Consider the following 20,433-nt stretch of genomic DNA (forward strand, 5'->3'; position numbering starts at 1 on the left):
TTTGAATAGAAAAGGGTAACCATTTTCGGTAATGACCATCAGGTGATGTCAAAGGCGACTGGTATGTGTACCCGTGACTTGACCCGACGGTTATTGCGAGTTTCCGGTTTGAATTCCCAGCGTTTTACTGCGGTTATGGCCGCTTTATCCAGAACCGGGTAGCCGGATGATGTCAGGATGCTGATTTTCATGGGCTGGCCCTGTTCATCAATAATGACATCCAGCATCACCACCCCTTCCTGGTTACGTCTTTTGGCCAGTCTTGGGTATTTCGGTTCAACCCAGTTGCGAATGGCAGGTTCGGCGACCATAACGGGGTCGTCACTGAGTCCGGGCATTTCGCTGACCTGGGTGACGGATTTTTCCTGGGCCGGTTCGGGAGTGGTTTCGGTTTTTTTCCGGGGCTCTTCTTCAGGCTCGGCTTTCTTAACCACTTCGTTCTTAACCTCATCCCGGCGTTTTTCCGGTTCCGGCTTTTTTTCCCGTTTTTTCAGAACGGGTTTGGCCTGTTCAACCGGCTTCTTCTCGGGCTTTGGCTCCGGTTTGGGTTCCGGTTTCTCAACGACCTTCTCTTGGACGGGTTCCGGCTTCGGTTGACTCACGGTTGAGAAGCTCAGGGAAACCGGCGCCTGAATCGAGCCTACGCTGATGACCTTCTGTTCGGTTTCCTGACGCTCAAGCGCCACCACGGCCGCCACATGGGCAGCGATGGAGATCAACAGGGTCAGAAGGGCTTTGTTGGGCATGACACACGCAGAAATACAGGCAATTATCAGTGGGCGTAGAGTACTTGAAGAACAAAATGGGTTCAATAACCTAAATGATAATAATTCGTATTAAATTAAAGGGCCCGCTTTAGTTAATGATTTCATTGATCTGGCTCCCTGTTTTGGACGTAAATCGGATAGGTGCTTTCGTAAGACGCAGCGGACAACCAGTGAGGCTGGTATGAAGCGGTCCCACCTGCAGTTCCTGTAACAGATAGCTGGCCAGCCATGAGGGAATTTATGGGGTTGAATAGAGCAGAGATCATTCTTCCGGTTACCCTGTTTTACGACGGTGATTGCCCTCTGTGTATGGCCGAGATCAATCATCTAAGCCACCTCAACCACGACGGCAACCTGATACTGGCAGATATACGTCACCCTTCATTTAGAGAGCAACACCCGAGCCTGGATCCTGAAGCGCTGGACCGCTTTTTGCACGCCAGGCTCGGCGATGGTCGCATGGTGACCGGTGTGGATGCGACTCTGGCTGCCTGGGAAGCAGTGGGGAGAGGCGCCTGGATTGCACCCTTGCGCTGGCCCCTGGTATCCAAGGTGGCGGACAGGGTATATGCTCTATTTGCCAGGAACCGGCACAGTTTGTCACGGCATTATAGATCATGCAGAAAGAAGTCCACCTGTTGTAGTAAACAGGCAGAACGATAAATTTGACTCTCACTGCGCCTGATTGTTTTCCTGGCACAAGTTCATGATTTACCCTTCGGTGGAGCGCATCCATGAAAAAAGAAAGTGTTGCGGTTCTGGGGGCCGGGATGGTCGGTGTTTGCTGTGCTCTTTCCCTGGTAGAACGGGGCTACTCGGTGACTCTGATCGACCCCATGGAGGCAGGGGAGGGAACCTCTTTTGGTAATGCCGGGCTGATCAATCGTGGTTCTATTTTTCCCCTGGGCTTAAACGATGTTTTTCACCATTTGCCCAATGCACTGCTTAAGCGCCACCCTAATGTTCACGTCTATCTCCGCCACCTTCCCAGTTACTGGCGCTGGCTCTGGTATCTGATACGCCACAGTGGCCAATCTCATGTTGAGCAGTCGATCATCGCCCTGAACCGTCTTTTTCAGTATGCCCTGGATGAACATCAGCAACGATTAATTCAACTGGGGGCGGGAGATCTTCTTGTGAAAAAAGGATGGATCAAACTCTACAGGGGGGAAAAAGCGTTTCGTGCCAGTCAGTGGGAGAGAGCGTTCTATGCACGCTTTGGAATTCGTTATGACGTTCTGTGTGCTTCGGATCTGACGGACCTGGAACCGGGCATTCAGTCGGGCTTCCGTCAGGGCGTCTGGGTTCGAGACACGGGCTCTTTCACTGACCCGGCTGAAGTTGTGAAGCGCTATGCCCGGGGAGTTCGGGAGTCAGGAGGACGGTTTTTTCAGGCTACTGCTCTCGGGCTTGCTCATCAAGGAAGTGACTTTACCATTACCACCGACCAGCAAACGGTTGTGAGCCAGAAAGTGGTACTGGCTCTTGGGCCCTGGAGTAATGACCTCTGTCGTCAGCTGGGTTATCACTTTCCCATGGCCTGGGAGCGAGGTTATCACCAGCACTTCAAATCTTCAGAGACCATAACTCTTAACAGGCCTGTTCATGATGTAGAAGGAGGCTATGTTCTGGCTCCCATGAAGCGAGGCTTAAGACTGACGACGGGAGTCGAGTTTTCACACAGGGATGCGGCTCCCACACCAAAGCAACTGGTGCAGGCTCAGGCCAATGCCAGAGAGATACTGCCGCTTGGTGAAGCAGTAGGGGAGCTATGGGTTGGCAGTCGTCCTTCCATGCCGGACGGCCTGCCTGTCATTGGTGAGGCCCCCCGGCATCCCGGTTTGTGGTTCGCTTTTGGCCACGGCCATGCCGGTGTTGGTATGGGGGCCATCACCGGGCGACTGGTGGCGGAGATGATGGCCCGGGAAAAGACGCTGGTGGATATGGCTCCTTTTGCTCCTGAAAGGTTTGTGGATTGATCATTGAACCTGGATATCGTAACTGACGGTGCCGCTCTCTCCGGGAGGCAGTGACCCGGAAAACTGCCAGCGGATTTTACCGGTGTAGCCTGGCTGATTGGCTGAGGAACCAAACACCGTTACCTGACATTGCCCAAGGCTTTCAGGGTATGACGAAGGGCAGCGGGCCGGTGCCGCCAGTTGCGTCCATGGGGGAAGTTCATCGCCAATTTCCAGTCCCTTGATGGGGCCGGAACCGGCATTGCTGAAGGTGATGGTGTAACGAAGCCGTTCCCCAGAGGTGGCTTTGTTGGATTGTGACTTCTTCTCGTTTCTACTCCGGTTTTCCACCCATTTGTTCAGCACCAGTTGGCCACTGTTTATGTCACTGATGACGATACGGTCTTTAATCTGGACCGTCAGGGGCTTTGTCTCTTGAATGCCAGGTTTTGTACCGGCTTTTGTTCCGACATCGCTGAAGCTGGCAGTCAGCCCAAGCGTTGCGGCGAAGCCTGCCGGGGTATCGGCTGGAACGAAAAACCGTGCCACCAGGCACTCCGGCTTGCCCGGTTCCAGTTGTATGGGTTGTGACAGGGGGAGAGCCTGCTGGCTATGATGGTCATCCTTGCAGGGGGTTTTGAGCAGCTGAATGGGCCAGGTCAGAGTCTGTTGGATTTGATTCAGCCAGTCAGCCTGAACAGAAACCTTTCCTGCCATTGAACTGAGCAGCTTGTGGGGCAGGTTCACAAAAACACCGGCTGCTGTCGTTTTCTGGTGTTCCGGTGTCAACGTCAGGGTTGGTTTTCCTTCCACAAACCCGAACAGTGCCGTTGACGTCTCGCCGTTTTTTATTTCCAGCTCCAGCGGGTTTCTCATGGAGCTGCCCACCGTAAGGTTTTCCAGCCCGGGTTGGCCGGGAATCACTTCAACCCGGTATCTGCCTGGGGGTAACGTCCTGAAAAAAACGGAGCCGTCAGCGCCGGTGGCCAGATTGCCGATTACCAGGGGTTGACCTGTAGCTGGATTGATCCGGCTCAGCTGAACCTGGATATTGCTCAGGGGCGGTTCGGTCTTGCCCGGCTGCCCGTCATTGTTCAGATCTGTCCATAGTCTGGCTTCCAGGGTTCCGGCACGCTGAACCGTGATCGCCGGGCTGAATTCTGAGGTATTGTCGCTGGAGTCGATGGCAATAGCGCCAAGCCTGGTGCCTTCCCTGATGGACGTGACAACCTGTTTGAACTGGAAACGGTTCTGCTGGATGATTTGCTGGCTGACAGGGTCCTGATATTGCCCCTGCTCTCTGGACAGATCCTCGCTGCTTCCTTCCACCCAGGTGTGATGAAAACGCAGGCTATTGCCATCCTGACGGTAAAACTCCAGCTGAACCCCTGGCATGGAATAGCCCTCCAGAATTAACTGGTTACCTTCGAGAAGCGCGCTGGTAATGATGGGGCGGTCAATGCCTCTGTTGGGCCATTGATCCTGGTAATGACCGGTATTGGGGGTTTCTCCGTCTCCGTTTGGTTGGTTGTGTCGACCCAGGTCAATGGGAAGCTCCTGGTTGTTTTCATAGCGGTTCTGGCTGATGCGGTTACCTCTGGCGACGGTTTCACCGGAAGCCGCGCCCGAGTAGTTGGAAACAACAACACCTGGCCCCCGGTTTTGAGCAATCAGGTTTTCTGAGGCAGTGACTTTACCTGCGAAAGTACTCCGCGCCTGCAGACGTAAACCGGCACCTTCATCCGCTGATGAGTTTCTTGTACGGCCACCACCGGATAACGTGTTATTCCTGACAATCAGGTGATCAGGGTTGATAAACTGCCAGCCTTCCAGAGCGTAAGCATTGGCGCCGTTGATATGGTTGCCGGTCACTCTGACGGTTCTGCCTGTCGTCTGCGGTGTGGCATCTTCCAGAGTAATGGCGTCACTGTTTTTTCCCTCAGTGGCGTTATCCTCAAGCAGGTTATTGGCAATCACACCGGAGCCCTGAAAAAACAGGGCCGTTCCCCGGATGCCCTTAACCCAGTTATGAACCAGGCTCAGTTCACTGCCAGGTGCAGAATGTATTGCTGTATAGAAGCCTCTTCCAGCGCTCCTGGAACCTTGGGAGTTCAAGCCAATAAAGGTGTTTTCAACACGGCACTGAACACAGGAAGATGAAGCTTTGATTCCGTATTGGGGGGGGCTGGTGGCAGAGTCCACCAGAGCCAGATTGACAATAGCCTGCTTGGCACTGTTCATTGAAAAAACCGTTGCTGAAGCATTGCTGTTGCCTGACACCAGCTGCAGATCCGGCTTCAGGAAGGGGGGGAGAACCTGTTGCTGTGAGCCTGCCGTTACTCCAGATCTGGCTGTGTCGTCAGGCAGGGCTCTTTGTCCCGGCTGTTGATGGTTCCACGCCTTGCCATCAATCGTGATATCTGCCTGGTTCAGGCCAGGCAGGCTGGATTGCAGTTCAATGTTCCACCCACGGCTGTTGTTCTGAACGGTGGCTGGTATGAACAGCATTTTGCCATTGCCCTGGCGAAGGTTGGCATTGGCTATAAACTGACGAAGGCTTCCCTGGCCGCTGTCGTTCGTGTGGGTCACAACATCGTAGCTGAAGCCAAAGTCGAGTCCATCGACGCCTTCGGGGGTTGCAGGAATCCGATCTTCTGGCAACTGAAGGGTGTGCTCCCCATTCCATATTTGATGACTGCCCAGGGGAATAGGGGGCAGCATGGGGCAGAATCTGTTGGAGCAATGGTTTCGGTACGTCAGCCAGAGAGCGTCAATATCGTTGGAGATATCATCGGTGCCCGGGTTTCTGCCACCAAAGCAATACCCTGGGTCAGTGTGTAACCGGTCTGTCTGAATCGTATTTCCGGTCGCTGACCCTGAGATACAGCGTCGGAATTTTCCCCCCCAGGTTTGTTCTGGCCAGGCACCAGAGGTTCTAGCCAGGGTATGGGAGAGCGCGACAACACGATACTGACTGGCTTCTACCGGTACCGGGAAGGCGTATTCTCCATTGGCACTGGTATGGGTGAGTATTGCTGGTGTCCAGTTATCGATTTCCGGACGGTTGGGGTTAAACCCCTGTTCCAGTCGTGCAAGAACTACCGATGCACCACTGATTCCCGGACCCGAGCTGTTGGTCAGGTGGTTATCTTCAAATACCTGGCCACTGAGAATCCCGACGGGAATGTCCACAATATGTTCAAAGCTATTGTTCATATAGCCTGGCGGTGGCACCAGCTCCGCATGGAGGGAGCCTCCTTTGTGGGCACCTGATTTTACGGAACCGGTGACGGTGAAAGAAGCCGAGCCTCCGACACGAAGATTCATTACTGGTAAGCCATTGCCGTCCAGTGAGCACTGGCTTCCGGAGGTGGTGGCCAGACAGCGGATGGCATCTGTATCCGGCTGGAAAAAACTGGGGTAATTCAGTTTGATGGCCACGCCATTGGCGTTGTTCTGTCGTCCATGGTTTTTTGCGGTGAGCGTATAGCGAACCTTGCCGTCCATATCAAACTCAAGGTTGCTTTTTTCCAGGGACAGATCAACGGGTTTATTCACCCGGATATTCCGGATTTCGTGCCGGGCCCAGTTACCCCCGGTAGAGGCTGCAAAACCCAGTTTGAGCCGGGAGGGAATCCGGTATTGTCCGGGCATCAGTTTACTCAGTTCAAAGTCATCTCCCTCAATTTTGACGGTAATGCGGTATGTGCCGCGTTCCGGGGTTATGCTGATATTGGCTTTATGGGGGGAGCGGGTTTGATCCCTGCTCGCCAGAGGGAAGTTCAATTTTTTTCCGGCCAGGTAAGGGTAGCTTCGAGTGGGCCCGCGAATAACGATGGAGTTTTGCTGGACTCCGGGATTGCGGCCTCCACCTCCAATATTAGTGCTGAAATTCCCGAAGCTGTCGAAGCCTATGCCTACATATGCGCCATTTAAGCCTTTATACCCGAGTGCTCCTCCATACTCACCCAGTCTGAAGGACTTGCTGGCGTCAAACAGAAAAACACTGAAGCCGTCAGCGGGTGGGCGCCCCTGCATACTGCCTCCCCCCTGGCTGGCGGAAAACTCAAATTCAATGGACAGCCCTTCCGAGGATGAGAAAGCCTTATTGATATAGGTGTAGCCTTTCTGGGATTGGCTGGCAGACGTCAGTTGCAGCCAGTCCTGGTCGACCCTGAGGTTACCAGGGCCTGTTCTCCAGTCGCCTCCCTTGGGGGTTATGGCACAGGCGAAATCCTGGCCGGGAGTACACTCCAGGGCGGAAGCCTGGAGGCTGAAAAGCGCCAGCCATAGCAGAAGGGTGGCACTGAATCCGGGTGTCAGGCGTTGAAAGTTCCTGTACGTCGACGGTATCGTGGACTTCCGTTGGGTCAGCGATTGTGGGCGCTTTGAACTCATAGTAATGGTGGTGCTTTCTTTTATGTTTGCTCTAGCAGCCTGTCGTAAGTCCGACCGGCTGCCAGGGATCGATTGGGTAGCGTCATTCAATTCTGACCTGGTAACTCACTTCTCCCCGTTCACCAGGGGCCAGAACACCGGTAAATTCCCAGGTCATCTTGCCTTGGTAACCGGTCTGGTTGTTTTGTGATCCCAGTGTCAGAACCGAGCAGCTTCCCAGAGATTCCGGGAGGTTCACTGGACATAACGCCTTTGTGGATAGCGCCGTAAATGGCGGAGTCTGGTCACTGATATGCAGGGATTGAATGGGGCCAGTGCCGGCATTGGTAAACGCAATGGTGTACCGGAGAACATCCCCCGGGCTGCCCTTATTGGACGTTGTTCGAGCGCCACTCTGGCTGATGTTTTCCACCCATTTGCTCAGTACCAGCCGGCCGGAAGCCTGGCTTGTGACGGTAATCTGGTCGATCACTTTGGCCACTACCGGTTTTTTCAGGGTTTCATTGGTGGCCTTGTCTGGAGTGAATTGGGCAGTTACTTCCAGGGAAACAGTTGTTCCTTCCGGTGTGCCTGCGGGAATGAAAAAACCGGCCTGTAGGCAGATCGATTGTTCCCCGGTGATCGGCAGAGGAAAAGACACCGGTGTCGCTGAATCTGAACCACGGGTTCCGGATGACTTCATTGATGAGCCATCACAGGCGATCTGCTTCAGGCTTACGGACCAGCTTACTGTTTTCAGTGCAGTACTATTCGACGAAAGCCAGCGGGTATTGACCTCGACCAGGCCGTTGGCAGAGCTGAGCAGAGTGTGAGGCAGAGTCACAAACAGGCCCGGCGCAGAGTGCTGGTGATGCTCCGGGGTCAGTGAGAACAGGGGGGCCCCTTCTATGTAACCAAACAGGGCGGCACGTTCTTCGCCACTGTTCAGCTGCAGGGGAAGCGGATTTTGCATGGTGTCACCCAGAACCAGGTTCTTAAGGGCGGGCTGTCCGGGTAAGACTTCCAGCTGGTAAGTGGCAGGGGACAGGCTGGAAAACTGGATATTTCCCTGGTCGTCTGTTTCCTGAACCTTGACCGTGACAGGTTGGCCAGATTGCTTGTCCAGCCTGGACAGGCGCACTTTAATGTTGCCGAGGCGGGGTTCATTGGGTTGAGGCGTCTGGCTCCGATTCAGGTCCTGCCATAGAGTGACATGGATTTTTCCTGCGGGACTGGTACTGACCGGCTGACTGAATTCCGAAGTATTGCCCTCATAGTCAATGGCAATAGCTGCAATCTTATCTGAGCTTGAAAAGGACGACAGTGGAAGCTCAAAGAGAAACCGGTTCTGGGTAATGGTTCTACGGCTGACTGGATCTACATAGGTTCCTTTATCTGTGGCCTGATCCTCGGGCCCACCTTCTTTCAGCTCAAGCTGGTAAAGGTATTCATTGCCTCGCTGACGGTAAAACTGCAGAGTCACACCGGGCATGGCGAATCCCTCAATCACCAGTTTCCCCTGCTGTTCATCCCGGGTCACCCGACTGATGATGGGGCGGTCGATCCCCCAGTTGCTTCTTGCTCCTGAGAAAACGTAGTTACCGGTGTTTGCGTTTTCTCCATCACCGGAGGAGTGCCGGGTTTGCACTACCAGGTCGATGGGGATGCCGGTGTTGCCCCTGAACTGGTTCCGGGTGAGTTTGTTGCCTTTAGAAGGATTATTTCTGTCAAGGTGGGCAATCACGGCTCCCGGGCCGTTATTATGATCAAACAGGTTGCCAGAGACCTGAATTTTATTCCCACTGTATTCCAGTCCCATAAGACGCAATCCGGCTCCTTCCCCGCTGGTGGACACTCCTTTGCTGTCGATTCGGTGCTGTCCTCCGGCCCTTGCCAGGGTATTCCCGGTAATGGTCAGTTTTTCAGGATAGAGTAACCTCCACCCTTCCAGAGCCATCCCACTGGCACCGCTTATATGATTGTCTGAAATGGCTATTGAGCGGCTTCTGTCACCTATACTCCCCTCCAGAGACACTGCATCGCTGCTGGATGAGAAGGACGCATTGTCCAGTAAAAGGTTGTTTCTTATGGATCCTGAGCCTCGGAAGTTGATACCGGCCTGGCGGGTACCCATCACCCAGTTATGGTCAATTGTAACGTCACTGCCTGATGCGGTTTCGATACCTGCAAACAGTGTCTGGTTCTGGTTAAGGGCACCCGAAGGGGGTATGCCGATAAAGTTATTGCGGATGATGCAGCCGGTGCAATTTGCTGAAACGGTAATGGCACGAACCTGGCTTCGGTTATCGGAAGCGGTTAACGCCAGATTGGAGATGGCGATGTCTCTGGCATTCAAGGACAAAAGAGGGGTTGAATGACCAAAAGGTCCCTGGATTTCCAGGTTCGGTGCCAGAAAGTCCGGGAGTGTTGTCTGCTGTGTGCCAGCGGTGATGCCGCTCTTTACTGCTGTTGGTGACAGAGCGGGCCGCTCCGGCTGGGTCAGGCTCCATGCCAGGCCATCCAGGGTCAGTCCGGTGCGGTAGAGGTATGACAGTTCACTCTGTAGTTCAATCTTCCAGCCCTGTTGGCTGTTTTGGGGAATAGCCGGAACAAACAGCATTTTTCCGGAGCCAAGCCCGTTATTGGCACTGTCGATAAAGTTTCTCAGACTACCCTGACCCTGGTTACCCGTGTGGGTCACAGCATCGAAACTGAAGCCAACATTCAGGTTGGGGTGGTCCTGCTGATCAGCCGGGATTTCTATCAAGTGCTGTGCTCCGGGCAGCCCACTACTGGCTACCTGGACACTGATTCCTCCATTTTTGCCACCAAAGCAGTAACCGCTATTGGATAGGATGAGGGTTCCATTGTTGCCATCAGCGCACAGTCCACCAATACTGCTCCAGGTTTGTTCCGGCAGGTATGCCCGGGTGGACAGGCTGGAAGCATCCACGGCGACCTGGTAGCGACCATTGTCGTAGACTGAAAATAGATACTCTCCCCTTGGGCCGGTGCGTGTCTCCTGGACTTTGCGGCCACTGGCGTCAAACAGCTGAACCCTGGTATTGGTATAGTACTGATAGGCGGGATCACCTTTGGCCAGTTTGGTATCGTCAACCGGTCCGGTAAGGTGGTCAAACAAGTGGCCACTGAACTGGCGCAGACTTTTGAAGCGGCCAATAAATACGCTGGAGTCATAGCGGCTATCGGCCCCATCCGCCAGGATGATTTTAACCTGGTAGGTTTCCCCCGCCCTGACCGGCAGGGTGCTGGTGACCACCTTGGTCCAGCCATTGAGGGCTACATGATTGCCTCTTTCACTGCCTGACCGCCAGTCGTCATCAAATCTCACGTCCGGATTACGGATGTAATAATCACTGTTTCGGTTGCGATTGACATAATTCGTGGAAACTGGATCGCCGCTGGGTAATTCAGCGGCATTGATGGCGTTATTATTGAATGAGCCTGTGATTCCCGGACCGCTGATAAAAAAGCCATAGGCATCGACATAGTCACTGTCCACATAATGTTCGTATTCATCGGAGCCAAATACAAAGTCGATGCTGATATTGTTGGCTTGAGGGGTGATATTAAAGGTGATCACCACCGGGTCGTATTGCCGTACCCCATGGAGAAGAGTGTCCAGGTCTGAATCCCGGTACCGGCTTTTACTGAACGATTTTCCATATGGGTCTTTTTTGCTTTTTGCCAGGGATTTTACTTCCCCGGTGCTGATGACCAGCCCCTGGGCAATACCGATGTTTGGCGACCGGTTTTCAGTGCCATTGCGAAACGTGCCAACTTGCCTTTTACTGGCTCTTTTGACGATCCGGACATTGGAAATGGTAACACCTGGCCCCTGCAGGGTATCGTTAACAGCCTGCCGGATAGCACTGTCGCTTTTCAGCTCGGTAATGCTGATCTGAGCCTGGGCTGTGGTGGCAAAAAAAGCCAGTAGCATCAATACAGTGACTCGCTTCTGTGCTGATAACAGCCGTATGATGGGCTTAATTGAATGCATGCTCAGAGAGGTCATTGAATACGGATTCCAAAAAGCAGAGACACCGATTCACCGGGTGCCAATCCCTGATGCCAAGTAGCGGTAATTGCCTGACCTGCAGTTGTAATATCTCCAGGTTGCTTGCCCGTGGTTATGGGCAGACCGGATGCACTGTAAAAAACGGTAAAGTTGGGAGCGGCATCATGGATGACAACATTATGGGCCTGCTCGTTGCCATGATTAGTCGCCGTTAACCGGTAGACGACACAGGTTCCAGGAAGGGCTGGGAACGGTGTGGTTGAAAAACGGGTGGGATAAGAGTTGCTGCAGTCCCAGGGTGCCTGCTCCTTGGTGATCTTCACCTGTGAGCTGTTGACGGTTGTGATGTCCGTTACTGATGTGGATCGGCCTGTATCCCAAAGGGCTTTCAAGGTAGTCTGGTTTTCACTCCCCTGAGGGGCATTGCCTGGAGCAAATACCTTAACCAGCAGAACGCGGGTTTCACCGGACTTCAGTGAGATGGGGGCCTTAACTCTCTGATCCGTGGCCGACAAGTTGCCATCTCCATCATCATCGCTGTATACCAGAGACTGCCAGCCGCTGGAGGCCATTGTATCGGTTAACTGCAGCCGAATATTGTCGATGCTGCTGTTACTGGTGTTGGTTAACCGGTGGGCAAAGGTAACAAAGCTGCCGGGTGTGACCTGGCTCCTGCCGTCAGGTTCCAGCACCAGGGTGCTTTGTGAGGGGATGGTCATGGCCAGATGAAGTTTATCCTGGGCCAGTCGTACAGGTGAAACGGCTTTTACCACCAGTGACCAGGTGCCTGGTACCGCCTGTGCGGGCACCTGGACGACCAGCTTAAAAGCGCTGCTCTGATCCGGTTTTATGATGCCGCTGTTGGGGACAGGGGTGTTTCCTGAATTAAGAAACTGCCAGGAAATACCCTTGGGAAGCTGGCTACCCTGGGTTGGTTCAAGGGACAGGTTATAGCTGTCTGGAACTGAGCCGGTGTTATTCACATAGAGGTTGTCAAAAATGACAGTGTTACCTGGTTGCACTGTTTTGGTGGTCAGTGGTGACGCTTCGGGCCCGCTTCCATGACCGGGTGCCGACGCATTCTCTTTCAGTGTCTGCCCAAGTGTCAGGTCAACGCCTGCGGACTGATCAATGATGGCCAGCAGCCAGTTCTGAACGTTGTCCTGAATTTTGGAGTTGGAAAGATCAATGGCTACCAGTTCAAGGGCATAGCCATTTTTATGGCTGGCATCCGGGCGAAAGCCCTTGGGTAACTGCACGTGCAGGTGAACAGCCTGATGCTCACCGGGCTGGAGTGTCTGGGTGACCAGAGAGGGTTGCCCCGTGAAACTCTGGCACTGATCATCCTTGCTCAGGCAGTAGAGGCTGCCTGCAGGAAAGGTATTGCCCTGGTGGATGGGGGAAATGTGATAGTTGGCAGGCTGGGTCCCTGTATTCCAGGCATAGCTGATAAACTGAACCGTGCCTCCTGAAGGCGCGGTATCCACAATGACCGGATCCCCAAGGTCTTTTCTGCTTTGATACTGGCTGCCGTTCAGGGTCACTCCGGCTCCGGTTATTTTCAGGGGCACCTGATTGGTTTTCTGCTTAACACAGTGATCCCAGCCTGAGCTGGATTTCTGGCAGAACTCATAGTCTGCAGAGTTGAATATTGTTGTTCCCGCACCACCTGTGACCTGGGTTATAAAGCGAATGATGCCCTGATGCCCAGGATTGCCGGACAGGAAGAAGGTCAGGGGCCTGTCAAGCTGAGGGTCATAGTCTTCGGGGTTGCGGAACTGGCAGTTATTGCCCTGGCTGTCGCAGAGTTCTGCTGAACCCTGGACATATTCAAGACCCTCTGGAAGTTTGTCCTTCAGTGATAACAGGCTGAGATTACGGGTGCTATCAGTGCGCTTGAAATTCAGTGAGACCCGAACCAGCTCACCCACCCTGGCAGAACTTCTGTCCATACTTTTTTGGGTCTGATAGACAACGCCGTTACTGCGTTTGACGGTATCCGTATTCACTGCCTGGCAACGCCCCTGCTCTGTCTGTTGGACGGCAGTGGTATTATTCTGGCATTCGGCTCTGTCAACGGTAGCCGTCAACTGGATAGTGGCTTCATATGCAGAAGGAACCGTTACTTCCAGCAACAGGCTGACACTTTCCCCCGGTGCCAGATAAACAGGGCCGGATACCCGGTTTTGAGATTCAGGCTGGCCGGTATGATGGTTATCCAGATACAGCTTGCCAGTGAGGCCGGACCGGCTGGAAAGGGAAAGCCGGTAATCCACACCAATATTCCCGGTATTCGTCAACTGGTGGGGCAGAGTGATTTTCTGCCCGGCCACCCCCCATTGACTCTGGCTGCTGTCCAGCCGAACACCGGTCACCTCCTGAATCAGGGTTTCTACTTCGTTGGAGCGAACCTCAAGACGATTGTCGTTTTCGTCCAGAAACCAGGCTTGAGCCTGGCTTCTGATTAACGTGCCTGGTGGTGTTGCTGCCATGACTCCTGTGGGTAACAGGCAGGATGAAAGAAGAGTCAGATAAGCCAGCAGAAAAAGCAGGAATCTTGCTTCTCTTACCTTTGAAGAGGAAGCCTGCAGGTGAAGTGGACTCATCGGATGGACTCCATGGCTGGAGCTGTATCTGTCGCTGGAGCGGTATTCGTTGAAAGAGGGCTGATGAGCTCTGACAGCTGGTTGAGCGCCACAGGAACGGGCTTTCCGTTGCCATCCAGCAACAACATCTCTACCCTTCGATTAACGGGTTCATCCTTACCGTTACCCGGAGGGGTCAAAGGCAAGGTTTTGCCGGCCCATGCCAGATCAATTCGATCATGGGAAAGGCCCTGGCTGATCAGCCACCGGGCAACCGCTTCAGCCCGTTTCTGTGACAGTGGCAGGTTATAGCGCTGGGAGGCGACACTGTCTGAAAATCCCCTGAGTGCCACCCGGTATTGAGGGTGTTCCTTGAGAAGTTCAAGGTTGTCCTGCAGTTTGGTCAGCTGATCCCCAGTGATCTCACTGCGGTTGTATGGAAACAGGACTGCCCAGTGCCAGGAATGCTGTTGGGGGATGACCACAGGGCACAGGGCGTTGTCATAGCGTGCGTACAGCTCTTCTGTGCTGACACACCCTGTGAGAATAGCTGTAATCAGAAGCAGAGGGCTGAGTAATAACAAACGGTTCATGATTTAAACCAGTCAAAAAGGGATTCATCAAACTTGAACTGCATGCTGAGGTGAATGCCCTCGGCATTGGCTTTTTCGCTGTCAAGATCTTTGTCGGTAAACCCGGCAAAGTTGTAGTACAGCCCGACCCTGAGGTTGCGCACCACCAGGTAGTGCAGACCCAGCCCTGCGGACCATTGCAGACTGTCGGTGCCATCCACCATCAGCAGTCCACCCCGGATATCCAGGTCCCAGCGGCGGTTCAGGTCCCAGGTCAGACGACTGTCCGCTACTGAGGTGATGCTGCCGTATTGATAATCGTCAAGTGCAGTGCTGACCCACTTGCTGCCCAACCTTCCGGACCAGACCAGGCCGGGGCGCATCAGGCGGTTCTGGTGAGTGGAAATCAGGTGAACGCTGCGGTTGTCCGCTGGATTCTGACCACGGTCTTCTTTCCACTGATATAAATAGAGGCCATGCTGACGGTTATCCAGTTTTGGGCGGCGGGCCAGCCCAAAGGTCAGGGCGTGCTTCAGGGTCTTACTTTTACCTTCAGGGAGTTCAAGCCTGAACGATTCCCGCAGCAGGGCACTCCAGTCAAGATTCAGGCGACGGGCAACAGCGCCATCAAGACCGTAATAGTTCTGAGTCTTGCCATTACGGTATTCAATCCGGCCAGTCGCCCGCTGGTTTTTCTGGCGTTTGTCCTGAAGCCCGACAGAAAGCGCCAGGCCATCATTGTCGTTGTTGCCGCTGACGGTATTGATCCACTCAATGCTTGGAGTAATGGACAACCCTTTGGCTACTTCCCAGCGGGTTTCGGTGCCATTGACCCATTCCAGGCTGCGCCCATCGGTGGCTCCGCGCATCCGGTATTCAGAGTAGCTTTTGGTATTGGGGAGCCATTCACTTTTCAGACCCAGGGAAAACTGGTTACGGTCGGCGTCACTGGCTACCGGGCTGAGATTGTCGTCCCGCTCAAAGCGGCCATAAATGGATACCTTGTCGTGTACCTTCCACTCACTTTCCAGGGCTGCACGCCAGCGGTCGTTGCTGAGAGCCTGTTCATACTCCGCCTTGAGGGTGGCATCTTTCTTCAGCAGCTTGAACCGTTTTTCAACACCGGCCTGGCCAGTAACATAGCTGGACTGGTCATTGCTACTCCGTTGACGGATATAACGACTGCCTGCGGTCAGCTTCCAGCCGTCTCCCACCTTTTTATCCAGATACACACCGGCGCTGTCACCCTGGGAGCTGCTGTCATCCAGGGACCGGCTCATTTCTGCTTCGGCCCGGGCATCCAGAGAGCCGCTCAGAGTCTGCTTGTGGGTCAGGCGTGTCTCTTCCCGCCCAGCAGAAACACCTCCGGCACTGTTGGTGAAGTACTTGTCGGCACGGGCCCAGGTTGCTTCTGTCTCTGAGCCAGGCTTCCAGCGATGCTTTGCTTTAATACGCACCGCGTTACCGTTTTTATCCACTGGGTCCTGAGAGGTCTGGGTGGAGCCTGACGCGGCAGGCTGTTTGCCGTTCATATGCGCCCCTGAAACGGCAATGGAAGTGTTATCAGAAGGCTTGTATTCCACCCAGGTTCCGCTGATATCGCTGCCTTCGGTTTTATGTTCATCCCGGGTATAGCTGGCACCGACTTTTACATTGTCAGTAATACTCTGCTCTGCCCGCACTCCTGCCACGGTATAGGCTTCACCATTGCCCTCAACATCATAATTGACACGAATCTGCTGGGGGTTGCCATGGCTGTCCTGGCTGTGAACCGGGTCCCTGAATTTGAGGTAGCCACTGAACTCGTCCAGAACGTAGTCCGAGCCGCGATTGAGTGTTTGAGACTGAAGGATCAGTCCGGGATTATCACGATCCCGGATTTCAAGCACAACGGTTTCGCTATGACGTACGACAGGCGCTCCCTGAAGTCGATAGTTCATAGCGGTACCATTGGGCTTGATGATTTCACTGCGGTGGTTGTCTTCCGGACGCGCCGCAAAACCCTGCACCCTGGTTTTGCCGTTGTCATAGATACCATTGACACCGGTCAGGTTTCTCTGGATTCTGGCCAGGTTGTTTTCAGAGCCATTGCTGTCGGTCTGGTAGTCTCCCCACATCAGGCTGCTGCGGTCTTTTTCCACTTTGGCGTACAGCTTGCTGCGGCTCTGGGCTTCATAACCCTTCTGGCTGGCATCACCGGTAATGGGATAGTAATCATCGGGATCTACGTCCCGGAACAGTTCAGTGTCTTCATCTTTCTGACTGTCATAGGAAAGTGTCAGCTGAGTGTCTTTGGCGACTTCACCTTTGATAAACATCGCGGCACGTTTATCGGTGTGGGTGCCATCGGTGATACTGCCCAGGCTTGCGATCGGACCACTGACCTGACCATGGCTGCCATTGAGCTCCACAATACCGGCCGCCACCAGGGGGCGTGGTGCCGCAATCTGGGTAATTTCAGTATCGGCTTTCAGATCACCGGTGGATGCCCTGAGAGTAACCGGGCCAGAGGTGCTTCCCGATCGCAGGTGAACGGTCAGCTCTCCCTGGTCAATACGGATTTGGTGGCCGGGTTCCTGATCCTGAATATCCGCTTCCTGCCAGCGCCCCGCCGTGGTTTCCAGCGTGACAAAGTATACGCCCCGGGCAGGCAGGCCATTTTTATCCAGCAGTTTTATGGTGACCGGCAGAAGGCTGCGGCCTTCATCGGCCGGTAAGGTCTCTGCTTCCGGCTTGATATCAATCTGCTGTGCAGAACCGGACTGGCTGAATACGCCTTCTGCAAGAACCCGCTCATTACCAAAAAAGTCGGTGGCCTTGATCTCTACCTTATTGTCGCCGTCTTCCAGAGCGACACCGTACCAGGCCAGCAGTTGGGATTGCTCCCGGCTATTGAGCAGCTGTTCACCCAGGCGGTCCTGATCAACAGTCTTACCGTTTACATACAACACAGGCTGAATGCCTGCCCGTACAACCGCCATAAAACGGCCGTCAGCCTGATGGTTTTCGGGCCAGAGCCAGGTGCCTTTCATACCCTGGTCCCGGGTGATGGTTTTAACGGCCTCTGATGCCTGAGGCATCGCTTGAGCAGAACCGCTTTCCATGCTGTCTGGCGCAGCATGCTTATGTTGGTTACCTGTGCTGCTGGCGGCTTCTCGTACGTCTTTTTCCTCGCGGTTTTCCCCTCTATTTTCTTGGGGAGCGCGGATAACACCATGGGACAGGTCGCCAGTATTATCGGCCTTTTCCGTGGGCCTGGAGCGGTTATACTGGGCCGCATCGTCCAGAAGCCATTCGCCGGTAATGCTTTCGTTTCGGGCTTTGATCTGGGCAAAGATCTTTTCGTAGTTGTTGGCTGGGCACATAGCGGCAAAGTCCGCCCGATGCATTTCACCGGGAGCCAGATCTGCAAACCGACTGCCGCCGTCTGCAGCATTACGATTATCAAGAGGTTTAAGCACCAGACCGTCTGGCAGGGTAACCGGGTCTACTTTGATCACATGATTGCCTGGCTTGAGGCCCATCAGGCTGTACTGACCATTTTCATCTGTGGTCACCCAGGTGCCATCTTCCATATACAGCCGAACGCCGCCAATAGGCCATTCACCTGGGTTTTGCAGGTTGTTGCAATTACTGTCCACATAGACTTTGCCAAACAGAATGGCCCGGTCTGACAGCACGCCATCCATTTTTATCATAACTTGGGCTTTGGCTTCGTTTGAGGTGACGGGCTGCCCTGATATGTCTTTTCTGGCAGAGGCACTGGCCCGATTAATACCGTCACTGTCAATTGACCCTGCTCCGGCTTTCAGGGCATAGGTAATGGAAAGCTTGCTGCCCTGGGCCAAGGCTGGACTGGTTTGTATTTTAAACGTCAACTGACGACCAGAAGTGCTCTGGGGATCTGCTGTCTGTTTTCCGTCGATCCGAGTGCTGCCGCTCATGTACTTAAAACCGAATGGCAGTGTGTCGGTCACCTGAAGGTTATAGAGATCAACACCCGTTTTGTTTTCCAGGGTGATTTCATAGGCTACCAACTCTCCTGGGGCTACTTCTTTTTGCCTGGCCTCTTTTTCCATAACCAGGCCGCTTACTTCATTGGCGGCGGGGTCTACCGGAACATCGAAAGAGTCGATGGGTTGCCCCTGATTAATGGCAAATGAGCCCCGCACATTCAGTCCTCCCTGAAGAGCGGGCTGCCGGTTGGCAAGGGGTTTTCCTCTCTGCCCATAGGAAGCGTCGGAAACCCGTCGTCCTGGGAGCTTTTCGGGCTGGACATGAGAAGGAAAAGTAAAGTGCTCCGGGGGAGTGACCTTGATGAAATATCGCCCGGGTTTCAGCCGGGGATAGCCAAACTGGCCATCGGATCCGGTAATCTGACTGTAGATGACCCGACCGGATACGGCGTCTCTGGCTGGGTTGCCCTGGACATCCATAAAGTTAACCGTGGCGCCTTCCAGGCTGTTGCCAGGGTTATCAGAATTGAAAATAGTGCCCTGGGGGCTGACACCTGCGGTGGTGCTGTAGCTTTTCAGAGTTACTGGGTCAACGACAGTCGCCGTGAGGGTGTCATCGATTTTCGATTGTAGAAAACAGCTGCTTCCAGGTCGGCTGTAGTCGGGAGTGCTATTGTCTGAAAGACAGAGTTGTGAGCTGCCGTTTGCCGTTTCGGTCAGCCTGAGGGGAGACTGGCTGCGAAAGACCCCTGTGTTGACCCCGGTTTCCTGCAAGCGCACCTTTAAATGGCTGCCAGTCTTTGAGAAAACAGCAATATCTACCGTATCCGCTTGCTCTGTGGATGTCCGGAAGTTACCCCCTTCCAGTTGTAGATACACATCGTTCTGGGGTCTGTTGGAGTCGGAACCCAGGTAATAATAACCGGCTGCTACGAACGGGGCGGTAAACGACGGGGCCTGCTTGAGGTTGACTGGTTCGCGGAACGTCAGCTGAACCTTTTTTGTACTTGGCTGAAATGGCCCTTTCTTGACCTGAGTTCTAACAGGGTTACTGGAAGTCAGGGCCCCAGAGCTGTTGTTATGGTTCTTTCCATCAAACAGTTCGGCCACATTGACGATGACCGTGCCTTCCTGAACTCTGGTTTCCAGCTTTACTGAAAAGTCCAGTTTGCCTGCCTGGCCCGGGACCAGGTCTTGTGAAGGAATCAGCAGGCCAATCCGGGTGATGGTGTCGGTTTTATTCCACTGGTTGTATTCGATCCAGTCTCCGGACAGTCGATGGAGGATCAGGGTAGACTGAATGGGGGCTACCGTCGGGGCCACCTTGCTGTTGAACACCGTGTTGACCGGGATTTTATCCTCCAGTAGAACTCCTGAAACACTTTGGCCCCCAACCATCATGGTTTTTTCCACAAGCCGGGTATCGCCATTGTTCTGAGCCTGAATGGAGTACCGAAGCTCATCTGCGGCGCTGGCTTCTTTCTTATTCACGGTTTTGGTCAACCGAACGGCAGTTGTCGTTGTGGTGACCTTGTCCTGGTTTTCCACGGTGGTTGCATTATCCAGAAAGGAAGTGGCTGTCAGGGCCTGGTCAAAGACGTCCCCCCCAAGGGCATTGACGGGGACTGTGCCCATTACCACCAGCTCAACGGTTTCGCCGGGTTGCAATAACCGGGTTTCTTTCAGAGGAGATTCACTGGGAGCGGGCAGAGCATTTCTGTACTCATAGACATTGAGGTTGTTCAGGATTGCTGAGAGCGGTTTGCTACTACTTGCCTGCTGTTTTTTAGGGGCAGCCACCTTGAGTGAAAATCGATCCGGTGTGTTTCCAAGGTTTCTGAGTTTATGAACGAAAAACACCGATTCTCCGGGGGACGCGGTCTGGCTCTGACTTTCCACCAGCCTCAGGGCGGCTACGGGAGCTACTGTCACCCAGGACTGATTAGAGAGGGTGCTTAATGTCTCGCCATTGGTCGTGTCAAAAAACGTGGCGGTGGCCTGGGCCATGATCAGAGTTCCCGCCGGTGTAATCGCCTGAACACCGGCCGCTAACATCGCCAGCCACAGGCTGAAAAGCGCTTTACACAGTGCTCCTGAGACCCGGCTAAAGGCAGCTTGGTTAAAAGCTGTCTGGCTAAAAAAAGTGAAGGCGTTTTTCATACAACTTGATTTGCTATCG

Annotated in this window: 8 protein-coding genes; 2 read left to right on the plus strand and 6 right to left on the minus strand. The window is 53.9% G+C overall.

Going from position 1 to position 20,433, the window contains the following annotated elements; all coding sequences use genetic code 11:
• Positions 1–38: 38 nt before the first annotated feature.
• Entirely contained in the window at positions 39–746 is a 708-nt protein-coding gene (locus tag ACNRUY_RS00180) for an energy transducer TonB (RefSeq protein ID WP_488109610.1), read from the minus strand.
• Positions 747–1,007: 261 nt separating this feature from the next.
• Here ACNRUY_RS00180 and ACNRUY_RS00185 point away from each other — a divergent pair, with 261 nt between their 5' ends.
• Positions 1,008–1,430, plus strand: a complete 423-nt coding sequence (locus tag ACNRUY_RS00185) for a thiol-disulfide oxidoreductase DCC family protein (RefSeq protein WP_488109611.1) — start codon at positions 1,008–1,010, stop codon at positions 1,428–1,430.
• A gap of 71 nt (positions 1,431–1,501) precedes the next feature.
• Positions 1,502–2,746 (plus strand): NAD(P)/FAD-dependent oxidoreductase, encoded by a 1,245-nt coding sequence (locus ACNRUY_RS00190; RefSeq protein WP_488109612.1) that lies wholly within the window; start codon positions 1,502–1,504, stop codon positions 2,744–2,746.
• Here ACNRUY_RS00190 and ACNRUY_RS00195 read toward each other — a convergent pair whose 3' ends face one another.
• The 5 genes from ACNRUY_RS00195 to ACNRUY_RS00215 form a co-directional block, all read right to left on the minus strand.
• Positions 2,747–7,123, minus strand: a complete 4,377-nt coding sequence (locus tag ACNRUY_RS00195) for a hypothetical protein (RefSeq protein WP_488109613.1) — start codon at positions 7,121–7,123, stop codon at positions 2,747–2,749.
• 82 nt (positions 7,124–7,205) lie between these two features.
• Entirely contained in the window at positions 7,206–11,138 is a 3,933-nt protein-coding gene (locus ACNRUY_RS00200) for a choice-of-anchor L domain-containing protein (protein ID WP_488109614.1), read from the minus strand.
• Complete coding sequence (locus ACNRUY_RS00205; RefSeq protein ID WP_488109615.1) at positions 11,135–13,747, minus strand: hypothetical protein; 2,613 nt, start codon at positions 13,745–13,747, stop codon at positions 11,135–11,137. Before ACNRUY_RS00205 ends, ACNRUY_RS00200 begins: the two co-directional genes overlap by 4 nt.
• Positions 13,744–14,319, minus strand: a complete 576-nt coding sequence (locus tag ACNRUY_RS00210; protein ID WP_488109616.1) for an OmpA family protein — start codon at positions 14,317–14,319, stop codon at positions 13,744–13,746. Before ACNRUY_RS00210 ends, ACNRUY_RS00205 begins: the two co-directional genes overlap by 4 nt.
• Positions 14,316–20,309 carry a hypothetical protein gene (locus ACNRUY_RS00215; protein WP_488109617.1) on the minus strand — a complete coding sequence of 1,998 codons (5,994 nt, stop codon included), beginning with the start codon at positions 20,307–20,309 and terminating at the stop codon, positions 14,316–14,318. The genes ACNRUY_RS00210 and ACNRUY_RS00215 overlap by 4 nt, the downstream gene beginning before the upstream one ends.
• Positions 20,310–20,433: the final 124 nt, after the last annotated feature.

This window comes from Endozoicomonas sp. Z74 (genome assembly GCF_057680865.1).